Source organism: Ensifer sp., from assembly GCF_031989085.1.
In the GTDB taxonomy this organism is placed as follows: Bacteria; Pseudomonadota; Alphaproteobacteria; order Rhizobiales; family Rhizobiaceae; genus Ensifer.
This window is the reverse complement of record NZ_DALZXU010000001.1, coordinates 745479-767318: the sequence shown is the minus strand read 5'-3', so window position 1 is coordinate 767318 and position 21840 is coordinate 745479. Positions and strand designations below refer to the sequence as shown.

Annotated in this window: 19 protein-coding genes; 7 read left to right on the top strand and 12 right to left on the bottom strand. The window is 62.7% G+C overall.

Features of this window, described 5'->3' with window-relative positions:
* Positions 1-11: 11 nt before the first annotated feature.
* Complete coding sequence (locus RTP54_RS03710; RefSeq protein WP_112808765.1) at positions 12-461, top strand: nucleoside deaminase; 450 nt, start codon at positions 12-14, stop codon at positions 459-461.
* A 14-nt stretch (positions 462-475) separates the two neighbouring features.
* On the opposite strand, the gene RTP54_RS03705 is transcribed toward RTP54_RS03710, so the two are convergent.
* The 3 genes from RTP54_RS03705 to ileS form a co-directional block, all read right to left on the bottom strand.
* Positions 476-955, bottom strand: coding sequence for a GNAT family N-acetyltransferase (locus RTP54_RS03705; protein WP_112808767.1), 480 nt, complete (start codon positions 953-955; stop codon positions 476-478).
* 3 nt (positions 956-958) lie between these two features.
* Positions 959-1579 (bottom strand): hypothetical protein, encoded by a 621-nt coding sequence (locus RTP54_RS03700; RefSeq protein ID WP_112808769.1) that lies wholly within the window; start codon positions 1577-1579, stop codon positions 959-961.
* Positions 1580-1708: 129 nt separating this feature from the next.
* Positions 1709-4618 (bottom strand): isoleucine--tRNA ligase, encoded by a 2910-nt coding sequence (ileS, locus tag RTP54_RS03695; protein ID WP_112809429.1) that lies wholly within the window; start codon positions 4616-4618, stop codon positions 1709-1711.
* On the opposite strand from ileS, the gene RTP54_RS03690 reads away from it, so the two are divergent.
* Positions 4617-4928, top strand: coding sequence for a hypothetical protein (locus RTP54_RS03690; protein WP_162703443.1), 312 nt, complete (start codon positions 4617-4619; stop codon positions 4926-4928). The genes ileS and RTP54_RS03690 overlap by 2 nt on opposite strands.
* A 33-nt stretch (positions 4929-4961) precedes the next feature.
* Here the strand turns inward: RTP54_RS03690 and RTP54_RS03685 are convergent, their stop codons facing one another.
* The gene (locus tag RTP54_RS03685; protein WP_312361066.1) at positions 4962-5945 is read right to left on the bottom strand and encodes a bifunctional riboflavin kinase/FAD synthetase; all 984 of its coding nucleotides are present in this window, start codon (positions 5943-5945) and stop codon (positions 4962-4964) included.
* A gap of 14 nt (positions 5946-5959) precedes the next feature.
* Positions 5960-6808: a TIGR01459 family HAD-type hydrolase gene (locus RTP54_RS03680; protein ID WP_112816897.1), complete on the bottom strand. Its 849-nt coding sequence runs from the start codon at positions 6806-6808 to the stop codon at positions 5960-5962.
* Between the two features lie 449 nt (positions 6809-7257).
* Here RTP54_RS03680 and groES point away from each other — a divergent pair, with 449 nt between their 5' ends.
* From groES to RTP54_RS03665, 3 genes are all read left to right on the top strand, one after another.
* The gene (groES, locus tag RTP54_RS03675; RefSeq protein ID WP_004675403.1) at positions 7258-7554 is read left to right on the top strand and encodes a co-chaperone GroES; all 297 of its coding nucleotides are present in this window, start codon (positions 7258-7260) and stop codon (positions 7552-7554) included.
* A 62-nt stretch (positions 7555-7616) separates the two neighbouring features.
* Entirely contained in the window at positions 7617-9254 is a 1638-nt protein-coding gene (gene groL, locus RTP54_RS03670) for a chaperonin GroEL (protein ID WP_112808771.1), read from the top strand.
* 662 nt (positions 9255-9916) lie between these two features.
* Positions 9917-10363 carry a hypothetical protein gene (locus RTP54_RS03665; RefSeq protein WP_112808773.1) on the top strand — a complete coding sequence of 149 codons (447 nt, stop codon included), beginning with the start codon at positions 9917-9919 and terminating at the stop codon, positions 10361-10363.
* A gap of 76 nt (positions 10364-10439) precedes the next feature.
* Here RTP54_RS03665 and RTP54_RS03660 read toward each other — a convergent pair whose 3' ends face one another.
* The 3 genes from RTP54_RS03660 to RTP54_RS03650 form a co-directional block, all read right to left on the bottom strand.
* Complete coding sequence (locus RTP54_RS03660; protein ID WP_112808775.1) at positions 10440-13238, bottom strand: EAL domain-containing protein; 2799 nt, start codon at positions 13236-13238, stop codon at positions 10440-10442.
* Positions 13239-13457: 219 nt separating this feature from the next.
* A complete protein-coding gene (locus RTP54_RS03655) occupies positions 13458-14681 on the bottom strand; it encodes an FAD-dependent oxidoreductase (protein WP_312361061.1) in 1224 nt (407 codons plus the stop codon).
* A gap of 94 nt (positions 14682-14775) precedes the next feature.
* Positions 14776-15483, bottom strand: a complete 708-nt coding sequence (locus RTP54_RS03650) for a glutathione binding-like protein (protein WP_312361059.1) — start codon at positions 15481-15483, stop codon at positions 14776-14778.
* A 175-nt stretch (positions 15484-15658) separates the two neighbouring features.
* Here RTP54_RS03650 and RTP54_RS03645 point away from each other — a divergent pair, with 175 nt between their 5' ends.
* Positions 15659-16411, top strand: a complete 753-nt coding sequence (locus RTP54_RS03645; protein ID WP_112808779.1) for a phytochelatin synthase family protein — start codon at positions 15659-15661, stop codon at positions 16409-16411.
* Between the two features lie 245 nt (positions 16412-16656).
* Here RTP54_RS03645 and hisG read toward each other — a convergent pair whose 3' ends face one another.
* The 4 genes from hisG to RTP54_RS03625 all read right to left on the bottom strand — a co-directional run bounded on the left by hisG (position 16657) and on the right by RTP54_RS03625 (position 20800).
* Positions 16657-17352, bottom strand: coding sequence for an ATP phosphoribosyltransferase (gene hisG / locus RTP54_RS03640; RefSeq protein ID WP_112808781.1), 696 nt, complete (start codon positions 17350-17352; stop codon positions 16657-16659).
* On the bottom strand, positions 17349-18491 hold the full coding sequence (locus RTP54_RS03635; RefSeq protein WP_312361055.1) for an ATP phosphoribosyltransferase regulatory subunit: 1143 nt from the start codon (positions 18489-18491) through the stop codon (positions 17349-17351). Before RTP54_RS03635 ends, hisG begins: the two co-directional genes overlap by 4 nt.
* A gap of 5 nt (positions 18492-18496) precedes the next feature.
* Positions 18497-20011 carry a histidine--tRNA ligase gene (gene hisS, locus RTP54_RS03630; RefSeq protein WP_162704300.1) on the bottom strand — a complete coding sequence of 505 codons (1515 nt, stop codon included), beginning with the start codon at positions 20009-20011 and terminating at the stop codon, positions 18497-18499.
* Positions 20012-20155: 144 nt separating this feature from the next.
* Positions 20156-20800, bottom strand: a complete 645-nt coding sequence (locus RTP54_RS03625) for a DNA-3-methyladenine glycosylase I (RefSeq protein WP_312363158.1) — start codon at positions 20798-20800, stop codon at positions 20156-20158.
* Positions 20801-21052: 252 nt separating this feature from the next.
* Between RTP54_RS03625 and RTP54_RS03620 the strand changes: the two genes are divergently transcribed.
* Positions 21053-21826 (top strand): L,D-transpeptidase, encoded by a 774-nt coding sequence (locus RTP54_RS03620; protein WP_112808787.1) that lies wholly within the window; start codon positions 21053-21055, stop codon positions 21824-21826.
* Positions 21827-21840 lie beyond the last annotated feature (14 nt).

Genomic DNA, 21840 nt, shown 5'->3' with positions numbered 1-21840 from the left:
TTGTTTGAGCGATGGCTGATACGACACGCTTCATGGATGCGGCCCTCGAAGAGGCCAAAAAGGCGGGCCAGCGCGGCGAAGTGCCGATCGGCGCCGTGGTCGTTTTCAATGGCGAGATCATCGCGCGGGCCGGAAACCGGACCCGCGAGCTCAACGATATCACCGCCCATGCCGAGGTCGTGGCGATCCGGGAGGCTTGCCAGGCGCTCGGGGACGAGCGGCTGACGGGTGCCGATCTCTACGTCACCCTGGAGCCCTGCACCATGTGCGCGGCCGCGATCTCGTTTGCCCGCATCCGTCGCCTTTATTACGGCGCCGAAGACCCCAAGGGCGGCGCCGTCGACAGCGGCGTGCGCTTTTACGGCTCGCCGACCTGCCATCACGTTCCGGATGTCTATTCCGGGCTTGGCGAGCGCGAGGCAGCCGATATTCTCAGGGACTTCTTTGCCGCGAAACGCTGACGCTGCCGAACCTCTCAGCCGGCAGCAAAGGTTTCGAGCGCCGCGCCCGAGAGCCTGTAGCGCGTCCACTCCGACATCGGCTCTGCGCCGACGGCCTCGTAAACGCGGATGGCCGGCTCGTTCCAGTCGAGCACGCTCCATTCGAAGCGGCCACAGCCCTCCTCGACGGCGATCCTTGCAAGATGCTTCAACAGCATCTTGCCGGCGCCGGAGCCGCGGCAATCGGGCGTTACATAGAGATCTTCGAGATAGAGCCCCTTGCGCGCCTGCCAGGTGGAATAATTGTAGAACCACATGGCGAAGCCGGCCGGCCTTCCGTCCTTCTCGCAGATCACCGCGCGCGTGAGCGCGGCCGGACCGAAGAGAGAAGCCTCAATCAATTCAACCGTCGCCTCGACGGCGTCCGGCTCCTTCTCGTAGATGGCAAGTTCGGTGATGAACCGCAGAATGACCTCGGCGTCATCAGGGCGCGCGTCGCGGATGCTGATCGTCATGGCTTAGAAGGGCCAGTACCACTTGGTGCCGGAATCCTTGACCTGGGCTTCCTTCTTGCGGCGGCGCTCCTTGGCTTTCTCCGGTTCGCCCAGATCGGCTTCGGCACCTTCCGGCAGGCGTCGGTATTCAAGCGGCGGGTCGCTCAGGAAGCGGCGCTTGTCGGAATAGGCGCCCATCTCGATCTTGCGCGCCTCGCGATAGGCTTCCTGCTGCTCCTTGGTCGAAAGACGGCGACCATTGGCGCTGGCCTTGGCGAGCGGCGAAACGTAGTTCGGGTTGTTCTTGTTGGCGTCGGCCTCTTCGCGCAGACGGCTGCGCGCTTCTTCCGGCGACTCGACCCATTGCGGGTTGGCTTCGCGGCTGGCAAGCGACGTCTGCGGCTCAACGAGAGCCGTCTGTTGAGCCGACGGGGGCAACACCAGGCCCGGGCGGGGCTGATACTTGACCGGAGCGCCGCTCTTCGGAGCAATGCTGACAGCGCTTCCGAGATCGTCCATCAGTTGCTCGCCTGCCGACTTGTCGGTGCCATAGGTCGGGCCGCCGATGCAGCCGGAAAGCACCAGGCCGCTCGCCAGGACGGCGGCAACGCTAGCAAACAGTCGCAACTCTCGCGTCATTTCCATGAGATTCCTTCCAGCCGGCCACCGTCCCGTGCGCGGCCACACAGCGCCCATGGCGGAGAAATCCGCCAAATTTCGGGCAGGTTTTACCGGATGAATGCAGTAAGCGCAATTCATCCGGTAAATGATCCCTTAAGCTTTGAAGCCAAGTTCCCGGAGTGCGGCAGCATCGCGGGCAGACACCTCTGGGTAGAGTGCGTCCGAACCGACATCGGTGGTGATCCGCCAGGAGCGGGCGCACTTGCGACCAACGGCCGTCTGCGGCACGACAGTCACCTTCGCGACCTCGGGCAGACGGAAGGCCTCCGCAGGCCCCTCGCCCGCCTCGACCGTGATCGAGGAGGTGATGCAGATTTCGGCGAAATCTTCACCTTCGAGTGCCTTCAGCAGATCCGGATCGGCGATATGGACGACCGGTGCGGCTTCCAGCGACGAACCGATGCGCTTTTCGCGGCGCTCGATTTCGAGGGCGCCGGTGACGACCGTGCGCACGGCGCGGATCTTCTCCCACTTCGCTTCGAGCGCATCGTTCTTCCATTCCGCAGGGATCTGCGGGAACTGCTCGAGGTGAACGGAGACCTGGTCGGGCTTGCGCGACAGCCACGCTTCCTCGCAGGTGAAGGGCAGCATCGGCGCCAGCCACAGCACCAGGCAATCGAACAGCTTGCGGATCACGGCAAGTGCCGAGCGACGACGAAGGCTCGACGGCGCGTCGCAATAGAGCGCATCCTTGCGGACGTCGAAATAGAAGGCCGAGAGTTCGACATTCGAGAAATCGATCAGCGAGCGGGCGATCCGCTTGAAGTCGAATGCATCGTAACCTTCACGAACGACCTGATCGAGTTCGGCCAGGCGATGCAGCATCAGCTTTTCGAGTTCGGGCAGGTCGGCATAGGCGATCTCCTCGCCCTGGTCGTGTGCCAGCGTGCCCAGCATCCAGCGGATGGTGTTGCGCAGCTTGCGATAGGCGTCGATATTGGTCTGGATGATCGTCTTGCCGAGACGCTGGTCTTCCCAATAGTCCGTCGTCATCACCCAGAGACGCAGGATGTCGGCGCCGGCATCCTTCATCACCTCCTGCGGGGTAACGGTGTTGCCCTTCGACTTCGACATCTTCTCGCCCTTCTCGTCCATGGTGAAGCCATGGGTGACAACGGCGTTGTAGGGCGCACGACCGCGCGTCGCGCAGGATTCGAGCAGCGACGAGTGGAACCAGCCGCGATGCTGGTCGGAGCCTTCGAGATAGACGTCGGCCGGCCACTTCAGATCAGGACGATCTTCGAGCGTGAAGGTGTGGGTCGAGCCCGAATCGAACCAGACGTCGAGAATGTCCATGACCTGGTGCCACTTTTCGTGGTCATGGTCGTTGCCGAGGAAGCGGTCCTTGGCACCGTCGGCAAACCAGGCGTCGGCACCTTCCAGCTCGAAAGCGTCGAGGATGCGAGCATTGACGGCCTCGTCGACGAGGATCTCGCCCTGCTCGTCGGCAAAGATCGCGATCGGCACGCCCCAGGCGCGCTGGCGCGACAGCACCCAGTCCGGGCGCCCTTCGATCATCGCGCGCAGGCGGTTCTGGCCGGTGCCCGGCACGAAGCGGGTGTCGTCGATCGCAGACAGCGCCCGCGAGCGCAGCGTCGTGCCGTCGCCGAAGCCCTTGTCCATGTAGACGAACCATTGCGGCGTGTTGCGGAAGATCACCGGCTTTTTCGAGCGCCAGGAGTGCGGGTAGGAGTGCTTGAGGCGGCCGCGGGCAAACAGTGCCTGGCGGCCGATGAGCGCCTTGATGACGCGTTCGTTGGCGTCGCCCTTCTTGCCCTTGTCGTCGAGCACGCGGCCGGCACCGCCTTCGGCGTCCGGACCGAAGCCATGGGCGTCGGCGGTGAAGTAGCCGGCGTCGTCGACGGTGAACGGGATCGCCGAGGAGATGCCGCGGGCTTCGAGCGCGCGGGCATTGTCCATCCAGGCGTCAAAGTCCTCGCGGCCGTGGCTGGGCGCCGTGTGGACGAAGCCCGTGCCGGCGTCGTCGGTCACGTGATCGCCGTCGAGCAGCGGCACCTTGAAGGCGTAGCCGCCACCCAGGCCATGCAGAGGATGGGCGCAGGTGACCGAGGCCAGTTCGCTGCCTTCGATATCGCGGACGAAATTGAAGGTGAGCTTGGCCTTGGCGGCGGACTCGTCGGCCAGGCGCTTGGCGAAGATCAGCTTTTCGCCGGGCTGCGGGCCGAAGTCGTTTTCGGCAGTCGCAACTTCATAAAGGCCGTAGGCATAACGCGAGGAGAAGGCGATCGCGCGGTTGCCGGGGATGGTCCAGGGCGTGGTCGTCCAGATGACGACGAAGGTGCCGGCCAGATCCTGCGGACCTTCCGTGACCGGGAACTTCACCCAGATCATGTCGCTTTCGACGTCGGCATATTCGACTTCGGCCTCGGCCAGCGCCGTGCGCTCGACGACCGACCACATCACCGGCTTGGAGCCGCGATAGAGCTGGCCCATCTTGGCGATCTTCATCAGTTCGCCGGCGATACGGGCTTCCGCATGGAAGTTCATCGTCGTGTAGGGGTTGTCGAAGTCGCCCTCGATGCCCAGACGCTTGAACTCTTCCGCCTGGATCTGGATCCAGCCGGCGGCAAAGTCGCGGCACTCCTTGCGGAATTCGTTGACCGGAACCTCGTCCTTGTTCTGACCCTTTTCGCGATACTTCTCCTCGATCTTCCATTCGATCGGAAGACCGTGGCAATCCCAGCCCGGGACATAGTTAGCATCGAAGCCGCGCATCTGGAACGAGCGGTTGATGACGTCCTTGAGGATCTTGTTCAGCGCGTGGCCGATATGGATGTTGCCGTTGGCATAGGGAGGGCCGTCGTGCAGCACGAATTTCTCGCGGCCGGCAGCCGAGGCGCGCAGCTTCTTGTAGAGGCCCATCTTCTGCCAGCGGGCGACCGTTTCCGGTTCCTTCTGCGGCAGGCCGGCGCGCATCGGAAACTCGGTCTGCGGCAGGTAGAGGGTGGAGGAATAGTCGATCTTCTCAGCGGTATCTGTCATGGTCTTTGCAATCATCTTTTCCGCGCGGGTCATCGCGCATGCCAAAGGGTGGTATCTGGCGCAGCCCCCGAAATCGGGATCGATCTTTAGAAGGGATCATGCGCAGCTTCAAAGTTTCAAAGCGACCTGTGCGCATCCAGCAGACGCGCGGCGCTCTAGAAATGACTGGGGGCGCTGGAAACGCCGAAATCCCGGACCTTCCGGCGGCCTAGTGCGCGCGGAAAGCCGGGCCGATAATTCGCTGATCGATGGTCAGTCGACGGTGCCGGGTCATGGTGGCCGGTTGTTTAAGGCGTTTTCGGCCTTTTGAAAAGGTCCGCCGCTGCGGCGCGACGGATTTCTTTCAGGCAAAGCAGATCCGGCGGTCGATATCGCCAAGGGGCGCGACGCCGGAGAGCAGCGCCCTTGCCTCTTCCTCGTCCTGCCGGATCTGCGCCACCAGCGGGTCGAGCCCGTCGAATTTCAGTTCGTCGCGCAGGTGGCCGAAGAACGAGACCGAACAGACCTCGCCGTAGAGATCGCTGGAAAAGTCGAAGACGAAGGTTTCGAGCAGCGCCTCGCCGTCGCTGTCGACGGTCGGGCGACGGCCGAAGCTCGCGACCCCGTCATAAAGCGAGCCGTCGGCCCGGCGGAACCGCACGGCATAAATGCCGGCGCGAAGCTCGACTTCTGGCGGCAGGCGCATGTTGGCCGTGGGATAGCCGAGCGTTCGCCCGAGCTTCTTGCCGTCGATCACTTCGGCCTCGACCGTATAGCGGTAGCCGAGCAGGCCGGCGGCGTGGGACACGTCACCCTGCCCCAGCAGCGCGCGGATGAAGCTCGAGGAAATCACCGAGGCGTTCTCGTCGCGAAACGCATCGACGAGCGTCACGCCGAAACCATTGTCGCCGCCCGCCGCCATCAGGAAGGCGGGGCCGCCTTCGCGCCCTTTGCCGAAATGGAAATCAAAGCCGGTGACGACATGCGAGGCGTGCAGCCATTCCAAGAGCACGCGATGGATAAAGTCGGAGGCCGACAGTTCGGAGAAGGTGCGGTCAAACGGATATTCGATGACCGCGCCAAAGCCCATGCCTTCAAGGATGCGGGCCTTCAGTGGCGCAGGCGTCAGGCGGAACACCGGCGTGTCGGGCCGAAACACCGTGCGCGGATGCGGTTCGAAGGTCAGCACCAGCGCGGGCACGCCGCGGGCCTTGGCTTCTTCCAGCGCCCGCTCCAGCACCGACTGATGACCGCGGTGCACGCCGTCGAAATTGCCGATGGCGACGACGCCGCCACGCAGGCGCTCGGGCAGCGGATCGCGGGTCTCGTTGCGATGAAAAACCGTCATCTCGATCTCCCCCGTCAGGCGAGCCTGGGCATCCACCACTTCGGCGAAGCGCCTTCCTTCTTGAGGAAGGCCGCAAGCTTCGCCTCGTCGGTCCGGCTTTCGTTCATATATTCCAGAGCGTGAATGCCGGCGCTGATGTAGAGCAGGTCGAAACCGGCATCCTGGGCCCCCTTGACGTCGGTCGGCATGCCGTCGCCAACTGCAATGATGCGCGACAGGTCCAGCGCGCCGCGAACGGCCTTGGCCTCCGTCAGTGCGGCACGGTAGATCGAGATGTAAGGCTTGCCGGCGATACGCGCCTCGCCGCCGAGCTCTTCGTAAAGCTTGGCGATGGCGCCGGCGCACGGGATCAGGCGGTGGCCACGCTCGACCACCAGGTCCGGGTTGGCACAGATGAACGGGATCTTGCGCCTGGCAAGCCCCGTCAGCGTCGCGCGGTAGTGCTCCGGCGTTTCGGTTTCATCATCATAGAAGCCGGCGCAGACGACGGTCTGCGCATCTTCCGACGAGACGATCTCGGTGCCGAGCCCTTCGAGCAGCGGCAGGTCGCGTTCGGCGCCGATGAAGAAGATCTTCTTGTCGGCAGCGGCAATCAAGCCGCGGGTCACATCTCCCGACGTGACAATGCGATCATAGGCTTCATCGGGAACGCCAAGCCCGCGGATCTGCACCTTGACGCTCGGGCTCGGCCGCGGCGAGTTGGTAATGAGCACCACCGTCAGCCCCGCCGCGCGCGCCTCCGCCAGCGCTTCACATGCGGACGCAAAGGCCTGGACACCATTGTGGAGAACGCCCCAGACGTCGCAGAGCACGACGTCGTAGCGCCCTGCGATTTCCCGAAAACTGTTGATCCGTGCGGCCATGCGGGCTTCCTGCAAACTCGGTTTCCGGCTTGCATGGCAAGGAAGGGCCGAGAATACAAGCCTCGGCTCGCGAAAAACGCCGCCATTCCCAAGGATTCAACGGCCCGCGCACCGGATGGCGAGGTGTGGCACTCGGGCGTGCGGGCCGAAGATGGGCGCAGGCCAGCGGGTCCTACGACAGCAACCGGATCGAGCCGCGCGCTGACTGCCCCAATTCCGGCGGATTCCTCCAACAGCAATGTTCGCGCCCGTTCCGGCCGCAATCTGCAGCGACCCTACCAAGCCTCGCGATAACCATGTCGCCGGAAATTTTTAAACGGCCAATCCTTGACTCGCACCGGACCCAGCCTTATCTCGGCCTCGCTAGCACTCTACAAGAGAGAGTGCTAACACCCATCCATCGGGTCGATGAGCGATCCGATATGTCATTTGATCGAGGGATTAGACTAATGGCAAGCACCAATTTCCGCCCGCTGCACGACCGCGTTGTCGTCCGCCGCGTCGAGTCTGAGGAAAAGACCAAGGGCGGCATCATCATTCCGGACACCGCCAAGGAAAAGCCGCAGGAAGGCGAAATCGTCGCTGTTGGTTCGGGCGCCCGTGACGAAAGCGGCAAGGTTGTTGCGCTGGACGTCAAGGCTGGCGACCGCGTTCTGTTCGGCAAGTGGTCGGGCACCGAAGTCAAGATCAACGGCGAAGACCTTCTCATCATGAAGGAAGCCGACATCATGGGCATCATCGGCTGATCAGCCGTCACCCACACCTTTCCATGACAACCAATGGGCAATGAGCCCGGGAGTTTTCTCAAATGGCTGCAAAAGAAATTAAATTCGGCCGCACCGCGCGCGAAAAGATGCTGCGTGGCGTCGATATCCTCGCTGACGCCGTAAAGGTCACGCTCGGCCCGAAGGGTCGTAACGTCATCATCGACAAGTCCTTCGGCGCTCCGCGCATCACCAAGGACGGTGTATCGGTCGCCAAGGAAATCGAACTCGAAGACAAGTTCGAAAACATGGGCGCCCAGATGGTCCGCGAAGTTGCTTCGAAGACCAACGACATCGCCGGCGACGGCACCACGACTGCAACCGTTCTTGCCCAGGCGATCGTTCGCGAAGGCGCAAAGGCCGTTGCCGCCGGCATGAACCCGATGGACCTGAAGCGCGGTATCGACCTCGCTGTCGGCGAAGTCGTCAAGGATCTCCAGGCCAAGGCCAAGAAGATCAACACGTCGGAAGAAGTTGCTCAGGTCGGCACGATCTCGGCAAACGGCGAGCGTCAGATCGGCCTCGACATCGCAGAAGCGATGCAGAAGGTCGGCAACGAAGGCGTCATCACGGTTGAAGAAGCCAAGACTGCCGAGACCGAACTCGAAGTCGTCGAAGGCATGCAGTTCGACCGCGGCTACCTGTCGCCCTACTTCGTCACCAACCCGGAAAAGATGGTCGCTGACCTCGACGACGTCTTCGTTCTCCTTCACGAGAAGAAGCTCTCGAACCTGCAGGCCATGCTCCCGGTTCTCGAAGCTGTCGTTCAGACCGGCAAGCCGCTCCTCATCATCGCTGAAGACGTTGAAGGCGAAGCTCTTGCTACGCTGGTCGTCAACAAGCTGCGCGGCGGCCTGAAGATTGCTGCAGTCAAGGCTCCGGGCTTCGGCGATCGCCGCAAGGCCATGCTCGAAGACATCGCCATCCTGACCGGCGGTACCGTGATCTCTGAAGACCTCGGCATCAAGCTCGAAAACGTCACGCTCGACATGCTCGGCCGTGCGAAGAAGGTTTCGATCTCCAAGGAAAACACGACGATCGTCGACGGTTCCGGCCAGAAGAGCGACATCGAAGGCCGCGTTGCCCAGATCAAGGCTCAGATCGAAGAGACCACCTCCGACTACGACCGCGAGAAGCTGCAGGAACGTCTTGCCAAGCTCGCTGGCGGCGTTGCCGTGATCCGCGTTGGCGGCTCGACGGAAGTTGAAGTCAAGGAAAAGAAGGACCGCATCGACGACGCTCTGAACGCGACGCGCGCTGCTGTTCAGGAAGGCATCGTACCGGGCGGCGGCGTTGCCCTGCTGCGTTCTTCCGTCAAGATCACCGTCAAGGGTGTCAACGACGACCAGGAAGCCGGCATCAACATCGTTCGTCGCGCTCTGCAGGCTCCGGCCCGCCAGATCGCCGAGAACGCTGGTGACGAAGCTTCGATCGTTGTCGGCAAGATCCTCGACAAGGACCAGGACAACTTCGGCTACAACGCCCAGACCGGCGAATATGGCGACATGATCGCCATGGGCATCATCGACCCGGTCAAGGTCGTTCGCACCGCCCTTCAGGACGCAGCTTCGGTTGCTGGCCTCCTCGTCACGACGGAAGCCATGATCGCCGAACTGCCGAAGAAGGACGCTCCGGCAATGCCGGGCGGCATGGGCGGCATGGGCGGCATGGACATGATGTGATAAGGCGCCAGCCTTAATCGCAGCATCGTCCATGAAGCTTCGCCCATGCACTTAAAGCGGTTCAGCGCGTCAAGCGCGCTGAACGGGCGGCATGGACATGATGTGATAGGGCGAAAGCCTTGTCGCGGACCTGTTCAAGCAGATCCACGATGATCCATCCGGATCGGAAAGGGCGACCCTCGGGTCGCCCTTTCTTGTTTTCGCACACATCCACTGGCGCATTTCACGTGCACGTCAAAGCTGTCCGCAGGAAAAATTACAAGGCGGCTGTAGTGACGCTAAAAAAGCGTTGAAGTCGAAAAAAAACGAACTATAACAACGGCCCAAGTGGACTGAGATTCACGAGAGACTGGACGGCGAACCTAAAGCGAGCGGAATATCGCTCAAATTTTTCATATTAACTGTGAGTCCAAGCTCTCTTTGAGACGATCACGCAAAGCATATAAGTATTTAATCGCAAAATAAGCCGGCCCTGCCTTCGAAATCACTTCGCTTGGCGAGCTACGTCACAACTTGGTGACTTTTCCATACAGAGAGACCCAAACGACTAGTCGTGCGTGGTCTTGCTGCCATGGAGCGATGGCGGGCGATGGTTGTATATTGGGGATTGTGGCTGCCTGGTCGGACAACGACATTCGCCAGGGGCAGTGCTGGGGTAGACCGTGTTTAAGATCACGAGAACAAATTCAGTTCCCCTCGGTGTGCCGGGACAGATGCATTCCGGTCTTCCGCATCAGGAATTCCTGGAGCAGTTCTGCGTGTCGGAAGGCTGGTCGGGTGATCTGTCGACGGGCCTGTTTCGGCTCGGCGACAAGGCATCCGCGATCCATGGCCTCAACGAGAGTGAATGCGGATTGCTGAACTTCGTTCGTTGCTACGACCCTGCAGACCGTAATCATGTGCTCGAACTGTTCGAGCAGGCAGCCACGAGCTGCTCGTCCTTCTGCTTCTCGACGACGATCAGCCTGGACTCGGGACACAAGCAGCCGGTGTTCTGCATCGGCGAATCCTCGGGCCTCGAGGAGCGCTATTCCGGCACGATCCACGGCATCTTCTTCTTCCCGCGCTTCCTGGTCGAAAGCGCAGGCAAGGCGCTGCTGCGCCAGTAGGCGCCCCCGCACTATCATGCGTCTGCATCAGCCGCGCCCTGAGGCTATCCCCGGGGCCGGCGAGCGATGGCGGCTTTCAGGCCGCCGCCACCTTCGACTTCCCGGAAACATGGCTCGAGATCGGCGCCGGCCGCCCGAGCAGGTAGCCCTGCGCCTCGTCGCAGCCTTCAGCCTGCAGGATGTCGAGCTGCTTCTGGGTCTCCACACCCTCTGCCAGTACGGGAACCGAGAGGCTTTGGCCAAGGGCTAGAATGGCCCGGACGATTGCCTTGGCCTGCGGGCTCGCCTCCACCTCCCACATGAAGCTCTTGTCGAGCTTGATCTTGTCGAACGGGAAGGACCGCAGCGTCTCGAGCGACGAATAGCCTGTGCCGAAGTCGTCGATTGCGATCGTCACCCCAAGCTCCTTGATCCGGCGAAGGGTGAGAAGCGCCCGCTCCTTGTCGTCGATGATCGTCGATTCCGTGATTTCAAGTTCCAACCGCTTCGGGTCGAGCCCGGTTTCAGACAGAACGTCTTCGACGAGGCTGACGATATCGCCATTGGCAAGCTGCACCGGCGAGAGATTGACGGCAATCTTGTGCGCACTCTGCCAGCCCGCGGCCTCGCGGCAGGCCTCACGCAGAACCCACTCCCCGATCGGCAGGATCGCGCCGCACTCCTCGGCAAGCGGAATGAATTCGCTCGGAGGCACCATGCCACGGTCGGGATGGTTCCAGCGCAGCAGCACTTCATAACCGATGACGTCGCCCGACATTACCGACTTCTGCACCTGATAATGCAGGGCAAGCTGCTTCTTCTCGATCGCATCCCACAGGTCGTTGGCCAGGCTGCGCCTGTGGCGAGCCGCCTCATCCATCGAGACCTCGTAGAAGCAGACCGTCTGGTTGAGCGCCGCCTTGGCGCGGTACATCGCGAGGTCGGCATTGTTGATCAGGGTTTCCGCCGTCTCGGCATCCTGGGGGTAGATGGCCACGCCCATGCTGCCGCCGGACTTCAGCTCGAAATCGCCGAAGCGCATTTCCTCATGCAGGCTCTTTTCGATACGGCGAACGAAGTCGTTCAGTTCGGACAGTTCCTCGAAGCGCTTGACGGCGGCGAACTCGTCGCCGCCAAAACGCGCGACGAACTCACCTTCCTGCAACAACGACTTCATCCGCTGGGCAATCGTGACCAGCACGAAATCGCCGGCCGCATGGCCATGCAGGTCGTTGACTTCCTTGAACTTGTTGAGGTCCATGCCGATGACGGCGACCTTGCGCGAGAACCAGACGGCGGCGTCGAGCTCCTCCTCGAGGTAATTGCTGAACTGCAACCGGTTCGGCAGGCCCGTCAGGCTGTCGTGACGGGCGAGGAAGGAAATCTGCTCCTCGCTGTCCAGCCGTTCGGTGATGTCCTCATAGGTGCTGACCCAGCCGCCATCGGCAAGCGTGCGATGCTTGGTCAGGATCGAGCGTCCGTTCGGCAGCTTCTCGACGATGTCGCCACCGCCCTTGCCGACCATGTCCACGCGGTGCTTCTGGTAAAGTTCTTCCGACTTTGCCCGGGCGATCGCCGGATCGGAATAGGCCCGCGCGAAAACCTCGTCGAGGATCTGGTGAAACGTCAGGCCCTTTCCGGCCAACGTCTCGGAGAAACCGAAGATCTCGCGGCAACGGCGGTTGGACAGCAGCAGGCGGTCGCCGCTGTCGAACAGGCAGATGCCCTGCGACATGTTTTCGAGCGCGATGTCGAGGTTCATGCTGACCTCGGCAATGCGGTCCGCATCGACCTTTTCCTTGGTGATATCCTTGACGATCTTGATGAAGCCGGCATGGGTGCCGTCCTCATGCAGGAAGGGATCGATCACCACATGCGCCCAGAAGCGCGTGCCGTCCTTGCGATAGCGCCAGCCCTGGCACTCGAACTTTCCGTTGGTGCAAGCCTCGTCGAGCGCCTGTTGCGGCAACGCTGCCCGCTGATCCTCAGCCGAGTAGAAGCATGCGAAATTCCGGCCGATGATCTCGTCGGCGGTATAGCCCTTGTTGGCCTCGGCGCCGGCGTTCCAGCTTGCGACGTTGCCTTTCACGTCGAGCATGTAGATGGCGTAGTCCTTGACGCTTTTCACGAAGCGGGCGAACTCGCGCTCGGAGGCGGCGGCAGACAACTCGGCATGATGGGCAAACCCTGCAGCAAGCAAGACCATCGTCAACAGGAAGAAAGCCGTCCCGGCGATGACGAAAGCGAGGAAATGCGGCTGTATCATCCCTTCGGGCGTCGGCAGGAGCAGGTCGGCCTCGATCGTGACCGCTCCCATCGCGGTGAAATGCAGGGCGACGATACCGAGCGTCATGAACAGCGTCGCCAGGATCTTCGCCTTCAGCGGCCGGTCGATATGCGTGACGGCGCGTAGCGCGGCGATATCGAAGAGGGAGCCGGCGACGACGGAAGACACGACCAGCGTCCAGTCCCAGTGGATGCGCCCGGGCACATCGAGTGCCGCCATGCCGAGAAAATGCATGCAGGCGACACCGAAGCCGAGAACGATGCCGCCGATGATCCAGCCGGAAGCGCCGTGCGCGTAGGTGGCGATCAAAAGCGCCATGGTCGTCAGCACGATCGCAACGCCGAGCGACAGCGCCGTCAGATCGATCTGGTAGCCGAGCACGACACCGGGATCATAGGCGAGCATGGCGATGAAGTGGGTGGCCCAGATGCCGAAGCCGCTGGCAATGCCGGCGGCGACCGCCCAAATGGCTCTCGCCCTGCCTGCGGATGCCCGCCCGCGTTGAAGCAGGGTGACCGCACCATAGCTTGAAAGGAAGCAGATGAGGGCGGCAAGCACGACCAGCTTGGGATCATGCTCGACCACGAGGCATGTGAGAACCTTGAACATCGCCAAACGCCTAAATGAAAATTCTGGTCCGCAAATGGATCATCCACTTCCGGTTTGTCGCTTTTGTTGGCGTTGTGCCTTTTAAGGAATGGTGAAAGCCAGCCTGCAACCGGCTTTTCCAGCAGGAGCGATGCTTTCGTCCTTAACGAAGGCTGAAATACCACCGTCTTGTAGTTGAATTTTTCAGACGGGCTCAATGAGGCCGGGACAGCCGCGCTGTCAGGCCTGCGCCACAAGTGCCTTCAGATCCGACTGCGGATCGGCAATGACCGCCCTGTCCGGATGGATGCCGGTTTCAAGCAGCTTCTTGCCGGTGACATAGGCCTTGGCGTCGTTGATCGCATCAACGGCCACAAGCTTGCCTTCGCGGAAGTACCAGACGGAAACGCTGCCCTCGCGCTGGCCGGGGCGGACGATGGTTTCGTCGTGGCCGAGACCAAATCCGGCGATCTGCAGCTTCACGTCATACTGGTCGGACCAGAACCAGGGTTTTGGCGCATAGGGCTCGTTGCCGCCGGCGACGACAGCTGCGACGGCCTCGGCCTGATCGACCGCATTCTGGACGGATTCGAGCCGGATGCGCATGTTGTCCCAGGGCTGGACCGCGCAATCGCCCATCGCGAAAATCGCGGGGTCGGCGGTGCGGCCATGATCGTCGACGACGATGCCGCCTGCCGTCTCAAGGCCGGCGGCATGGGCCAGGTGATCATTGGCGGTAACGCCGATGCCGACGATGACGAGATCGACCGGAAGCACCGTCCCGTCGGACAATTCGACGCCGGTCACGCGGCCATTCTCCCCGACGAGCCGGTTCAGTCCGGTCCCCTCGCGGATGTCGACGCCGCGAGAACGATGAATCTCACGCACGATGCCGGAGGTTGCGGCTGACGCGACGCGCTGCAGGATGCGGTCGGCCATCTCGATCACGGTGACATCGAGCCCGAGCGTGCGGGCAACGGCTGCGGCTTCAAGGCCGATGTAGCCGCCACCGACGACGAGCGCCCGCCTGCCCGGCTTCATCTCTTCGGCCAGCAGATCGGCATCCCTGAAATCGCGAACGGTGAAGACGCCGTTTAGGTCGCCGCCGACCGAGGCCGGCAGCCGGCGTGGGGTGGCGCCGGTTGCAAAGGCCAGTGTCTCGTAGTCGAGTGCCGTACCGTCGCTCAGTGTCACGCGCCTTGTGTCACGATCGATTGCCGTCACCGTGGTGTCCAACCGCACGTCGACGTCGTGCTCGCCGTACCAGGCCTCTGGCCGATACAGCAGCCGGTCGAGACTCATCTCGCGCAGCAGGTATTTCTTCGAAAGCGGCGGGCGCTGGTAGGGCAGGCTTGCCTCGGACGAAACGATGGTGATCGGTCTTTCGTCCTTCAGCGCCCGCAGTTTGGCAACCAACGCAAAGGCGGCCTGGCCGCCACCGATAACAACAAGCCTTCCGGACACGCTCTCACCCGTCATGTATTCGTTTGTACAACAAGGCGTAGCCTTTCCGCCCGAGCCTCGTCAACTCGAACGATTGACCATACCCGGCGATCGCTCAACCCTTGGCCGGGATTTCCATGCCCTTTTGGGCGGCCGGGCGCGCCAGTCCGCGGTCGACCCAGGCCATCACGTTGGGGAAGCTCTTGTAATCGAGCACGTCGGCGCCGCCATAAAACCGGCGCGCGCCCTCGACCCAGGGATAGGTGGCGATATCGGCGATCGTATAATCGTCGCCCATCAGCCATTGCCGGCCCTGCAGCCTGCCTTCCAGCACGCCGAGCAGACGTTTCGATTCGTCGCGGTAGCGCTCGACCGGATAGGAATTGTTGGCGACCTTGTTGGCCGCGAACTTGAAAAAGTGACCGAACTGGCCGAGCATGGGGCCGACACCCCCCATCTGGAACATCACCCAGCAGATCGTCTCATACCGCGCAGCCGGATCCGAAGGCAGGAGTTTACCTGTCTTTTCAGCGAGGTAGAGAAGGATTGCGCCGGATTCGAACAGGCCGATCGGCTTGCCGCCGGGCCCGTTCGGATCGATCACCGCGGGAATGCGGCCATTGGGATTGAGCGACAGGAACTCGGGCGATTTCTGGTCGTTGGTGTCGAAGGCAATCCGGTGCGGCTCATAGGGCAGCCCCAGCTCTTCGAGTGCGATCGAGATCTTCACGCCGTTCGGCGTCGGCAACGAATAGAGCTGGAGAATATCAGGGTTCTTCGCAGGCCAGCGCTTGGTGATCGGGAAGGCGGAAAGATCGGCCATCAAATTCTCCTCGAAACGAATGGTGCCAGCGGCAGCCGCCGCTTGGCCCCGCGTAGATAAGGTCATTCGCGCGTATTTGTCAGCCGGTGAAGCAAAATTTACCGCGCCGCGATAAGCGCTTGGCAGGCAACAGGACGATGCGGCCTTGCCGCAGGCAACGATCAACGAGGAAGACATGCCACACAAATTCGCCCGATGGCTCGCCGTAATCGGCCTGCTGGCCGTGGCCGGGCCGCTGCAGGCCGAAGAGACGAACAAGCCGAAGTTCGGCGCGCTGGCGATACCCGTGACCGTCGACAATGGCCACCTGCGCATGTCGGCAGCCCCTGACTATTGGGCCCTCGCTCCGTTTTACGTGTCGCAACAGACCTCGAGCGCCTGCTCGCTGGCCTCGCTCGCCATGCTGACGAATGCCTTGCGCGGACTGCCCGGCGGGGCCGAGGACGATCTCATCACCCAGGATGGGCTGCTTGAGGCCGTCGACAGCCGCAAGTGGCGCGAACAGACCAAGGAGGACGGCGACGGCGTTCTCTTTGCCGACCTCGTCGCGCAGACCGATGCGAGCCTTGTAGCCCTTGAGATCAAGGCCACCGTTTCTGGCAACCATGTCGGCGCTGATGCGAAAGCCACGCTCGACGCATTTCGCAAGGCGCTCGCCGAAAACGAGAAATCGGCCAGCGACATGATCGTCGTCTATTTCAACCAGGGCGTGGTCACCGGCGACTGGGATGGGCCGCACGTCTCCCCGATCGGCGCCTATGATGCCCGAAACGACCGCGTTCTGGTGATGGATATCGATCGCGAATGGTATGTGCCCTACTGGACCTCGACCGAGACCTTGTACAAGGCGATGCAACGCCCGGCGCCCAAGGACCAGGGCGTGCTTGCCGGCGAGACCGGCGGATGGGTGCACGTCAAGAAGGGCTGACGCCGGAGCGCCGCGCCGTTCGGGGCAAGATCCGTCGAAGGCGGCAATGCAACCTTTGCAGGATCACATGTCGACTTGAAATATCGGTTCTTCTGGAATGGCGCCGAGCCGGGAGGCGCTTGTCATGGTCCTTCGTACGCTCACGTGAACGATCGGCACGGGAGAGATCGCGGCCCAACGTTGTTCGGGCGGATCGGCACCTGCCGGTCCGCCCGAAGCTGTTCTTGCAGATTGTGCGGTGACGCTCAGAGCGCGTCGCGCACGGCCGACAGGATGCGACCGACTGTCGGGTCAGTATCGTGCGCCGGCTTACGGGCGCGCACCAGGCAGGCTTCAGACCGCAGGATGACCCCGTCGGCCAGGATCTTCAGGTGGTTTGCCGTAAGCGTCGAGCCGGTCGAGGTGATGTCGACGATGATATCGGCCGAGCCGGAGGCCGGGGCACCTTCGGTCGCGCCAAGGCTTTCGACGATCCGGTAGAGCTGGATGCCGTGGCTTCCGGAAAAATGGTTCTGCGTCAGCCGCCAGTATTTGGTGGCGATTGCGAGCCGCCGGCCATGGCGGGCGCGGAAATCGGCGGCAACGTCGCCGAGATCGGCCATGGTGTCGACGTCGTACCAGATCTCCGGAACAGCGACGACGACATCGGCATGGCCGAAGCCGAGGCGGGCGCAGAATTCGACACGGGCGTCGGCATTGGCAAGGCCCTCGCGCACGAGATCTTCGCCGGTGACGCCGAAATCGATCGAGCCGTTGCCAAGTTCGCGCGAAATCTCCGACGCCGACAAGAAGGCGATTTCGACATCCTCCCAGCCCTCGACCCGGCCGCGATAGGAGCGATCGTTGCCGACGGCGACGATCTTCATGCCGGCGCGCTCGAAGATCGCCGAGGCGTCGTCCTTCATGCGCCCCTTGGACGGCAGAGCAATGGTGATGGTCATGCGGCACCTCGGCTGACGGCGATCGCCGTTTCGATCCGGTCGAGCCAGAGCGAGAAGCCGACGGCGGGGATATGTTCCTGCGCGCCCAGCAGGGTCAGGAGCCGGTCGAAGCGTCCACCACCGGCGAGCACAGCCTGTGTGCCCTCGACTTCGACCTCGAAGACGAGGCCGGTGTAATAATCGAGCGGGCGGCCGAAGGCGGCGCGGTAGCGAATGGCGGAGACGTCGGCGCCGATGGCGGCAAGCGCCGCGACACGCGCGTCGAAGCCCGAAAGCGCGCCATCGAGTGCCAGGCCTGTCTTTTCGGCAAAGCGGAAAAGCGCGGCCGGCGCGTCGGCAAGCGGCATGTCGAGCGCCAGGAATTCACGCACGAGGTCGAGCGTTTCCGGATCGAGCCGCGTATTGGCCAGCTCCATTTTCTCCTTCAGGCGACGGGCGATGTCCTGCGGCGAGCGGCTGGCATTGGTGGAATAGCCTGTTGCTTCCATGGTCTGACCGATATGGGCGACAAGCAGCGCCTCGTCGTCGAGCATGCCGTTGATCGCCAGCCGTTCGACCTCGGGGCCGAAGACGCCGGCAGCCTTGGGATCGGCAAGCTCGGCCAGCAGCTTCTGCAGGTGCTTCTGGTCGCCGAAGGCATGGATCAGCCGCTTCTGCCAGCCGCCAGGCAGGCCGCAGGCACCGACGACCGCCTCGAACACCGACTGGTCGCCGAGCGTAACCGCCAGGCGCCGGCCGGGAAGCCGATTGGCCACCACCCGCATGGCACTGCCGACCGCGCGCGCGTCGGAGGCGGCGATATCGGTATCGCCGAGATCCTCGATGCCGGCCTGGTAGAATTCATTGCCGCCTTCGCGGCGCTGGCGGAAGACTTCGCCGAGATAGGCATAGCGCTTGGGCGTGCCGGTCGCCGTTTCGATGTGGCGCAGGCAGACGGGGATGGTGAATTCCGGCCGCAGGCAGAGGCTCTCGCCGGTCTCGCTCTCGGTCATGAAGATGCGGCGGCGAAGATCTTCGCCGGCCATGGCGAGAAACGGCTCGGCCGGCTGGATCACCGGCGTATCGACCCGAAGCGTGCCGAGGCTTTCGAAATCTGCGAGCAGCTCCTGGGAGAAGGCGGGAAGGTTGATCAGAGCCATCGCCGTCAGCCAGCCCTTGCCCGGTCCTCGGCCTGTGCCGCGAGCATCTCACGCACCTTTTCGACCAGTTCGCCTGTTGGGACCGAGACCTGGGCCACCCGCGCCTCGCGCCAGGCGGCGTTGTCCTCGATCTCGCCCGACAGGCGCTTGCCTTCGATCAGGTCCTTGATCTGCACCAGACCGGCGGCGCGCTCGTCGCCGCCCTGGATGATCGCCAGCGGGGCACCGCGACGGTCGGCATATTTCAGCTGGTCGCCGAAATTCTTCTTGTTGCCCTGGTACATCTCGGCGCGAATGCCGGCATGGCGAAGCTGCTGCACGAAGCGCTGGTAGTGGCCCATGCTGTCGATGTCGCGGTCCATGACGCAGACGACGACGGGTGCCACAACCTCGGCCGAACCAAGCTTGCCAAGGTTCTTGAGCGCGGTCATCAGGCGCGAGACGCCGATCGAGAAACCGGTGGCCGGCACCGGCTGGCCCATGAAGCGCGAGACGAGACCGTCGTAACGACCGCCGCCGCCGACCGAGCCGAAGACGACCTTTTCGCCCTTCTCGTTGGTGACGGCAAATTGCAGCTCGGCCTCGAAAACCGGACCGGTATAATATTCCAGCCCACGCACGACCGAAGGGTCGATCTTGATGCGGTCGGCCTCGTAGCCGGCGCTGACGACCAGGCTGCGGATGGTGTTAAGTTCCTGGACGCCCTCGCCGCCCCTGGCGGTGCCCGAAACGAGCGCTGCGAGTGCGTCAGCGCTTTCGGCGTAGTTCTCAATACCGACGAAGAACAGGACCTTGTCGATCTGCTCGCCGGTCAGGCCAGCACCCTTGGTGAAGTCGCCGCTTTCGTCCTTGCGACCCTCGCCGAGCAGCAGGCGCACGCCTTCGGGACCGAACTTGTCGAGCTTGTCGATGGCGCGCAGCACCGTCAGGCGGTCATTCGCCTTGTCGTCGCCGCCAAGGCCGATCGCCTCCATGACGCCGTCGAGAACCTTGCGATTGTTGACGCGGATCACGTAGTCGCCGCGCTTGATGCCGAGCGCTTCCATGGTGTCGGCCATCATCATGCACATTTCGGCATCCGCCTGGACGCCGGCGGCGCCGACCGTGTCGGCGTCGAACTGCATGAACTGGCGGAAGCGACCCGGACCCGGCTTCTCGTTGCGGAACACGTAGCCGGCGCGATAGGTGCGGAAAGGCAGCTGGATCTCGTTGAAATTCTCCGCGACGTGACGGGCAAGCGGCGCCGTGAGGTCGTAGCGCAGCGACATCCACTGATCGTCGTCGTCAGTCAGCGAAAACACGCCCTCATTCGGGCGGTCGCTGTCGGGCAGAAATTTCCCGAGCGCATCGGTATATTCGAACAGCGGCGTTTCGACCGGATCGAAACCATAACGCTCATAGACTTCGCGGATCTTGACGATCATCTCGTCGGTCGCGCGGATATCGCTGGCCGAACGATCGACAAAGCCGCGCGGCAGGCGCGCCTTGAGCTTCTGTGGTTTCTTTTGTTTCTCGGTCATGGGGAGCATTCCGGACTGTCAGCGGTTTCGGAGCTTTCCCTACCGGATCGAGGCATGGGCGGCAAGGGTTTGCGCGGTGCAAAGCGCCTTCTTGCCGGCACCGCCGGCTCGGGCCGCCTTTCCTTGCCGGCCCGAACGGGATCTTCAGGCCGGTTGCGGCACTGGACGCGAAAGGCCCTGCCTCAGGCCCTCGACCACGCCACGGCAATGGCAGCCTTCGATGTGATCGTTGACGAGGCCCATCGCCTGCATGAAGGCGTAGATCGTCGTCGGGCCGACGAAGGTCCAGCCGCGCTTCTTCAGGTCCTTGGAAATCAGCGTTGAGGTCGGCGTCGTCGGATTGGCGGCGATAACCTCGTAGCTGACGAATGCCGGCCGCTCATTTGCGCCCGGCTCATGCGACCAGAAATAGGCGGCAAGCGAGCCGAATTCGGCTTTGAGCTCCTGGGCGCGCCTGGCGTTATTGATGGTCGAGACGATCTTGCCGCGATGGCGCACGATGCCGGTGTCGCCAAGGCAGCGCTCGATGTCGGCGTCACCGAAGGTCGCGACCTTGTCGAAGTCGAAGCCGGCGAAGGCAGCGCGAAAGGCCTCGCGCTTCCTGAGGATCGTCAGCCAGGACAGGCCGGATTGAAAGCCTTCCAGGCAGATCTTCTCAAACAGGCGCTGATCATTGACGACCGGCCGCCCCCATTCCTCATCGTGATAGCGCCTGTAGTCGTCGAGATTGCTCTGCCAGGCGCAGCGCCCGAGGCCGTCATCGCCGATCATTATGCCCGTGGTCGTCATCATCAGCCTCGTTTCTTCCCGCTGTTCACGCATTTACCATTCACAAACCAGATTCCTAAAGCGACGGATAACCCTACCCAAAGCTTTATCGCCGCTTTGCGCCTTTGACGGACCGCCGTTTACCATTCGGTGGCGCCGCGATGACACGATCGCGCCATTGCCAAGGCGCATTCCGTCCATTCCGGAGATCCGCTCTCCCCAGGGCCGCGCCCCTTTTTGATACGTTTCGGCGAAAGGTAGCGAGTCCGTCCGATGTTGAAAAAATCCCTTCTTGTAGCCGCATCCATCCTCACGCTCGTCGCGGGCCAGGTGGAAGCTCAGGACCGATACCAGAACCGGCCCCCGGTGATCGTCAGCCCTGACCTCACCGCCCCCTGGGTGATGCAGCTCGGCGGCCAGCCGCAGCAGGCGCGCCGGGTCATCTACCGCCAGCAGATTCCGGCAACCACCCGAAAACAGTACTATCAGGGACAGACCGTACAGCCGCAGGCAAAGCGCCGTGTCGGCACGCCCCTGCTCCAGCCGGTCAACGCCACCCGCGCCGCCCAGCGCCCGGTCAAATCGAAGTTCGATCCGCAATATCTGCCGCAGACCGTTGCCTATGACGGCAAGGAAAAGGCGGGCACGATCGTCATCGATACCAACAACCGCTTCCTCTACCTCGTCACCGGCAACGGCCAGGCCAGACGCTACGGCGTCGGCGTCGGCAAGCCGGGCTTCGAATGGGCCGGCGCCCACAAGGTCACGCGCAAGGCGGAATGGCCGAGCTGGACGCCGCCGAAGGAGATGATCTCGCGCGAGGCGGCCAAGGGCCACTACCTGCCGGCGCGGATGGACGGTGGCCCGGAAAATCCGCTCGGCGCGCGCGCCATGTATCTCGGCTCGACGCTCTACCGCATCCACGGCACCAATGCGCCCTGGACCATCGGTTATGCCGTTTCCTCGGGCTGCATCCGCATGCGCAACGAGGACGTCGTCGACCTCTATGAACGGGTGAACGTCGGCACGAAGGTTATCGTCATATAATTGACGTCGGCGAT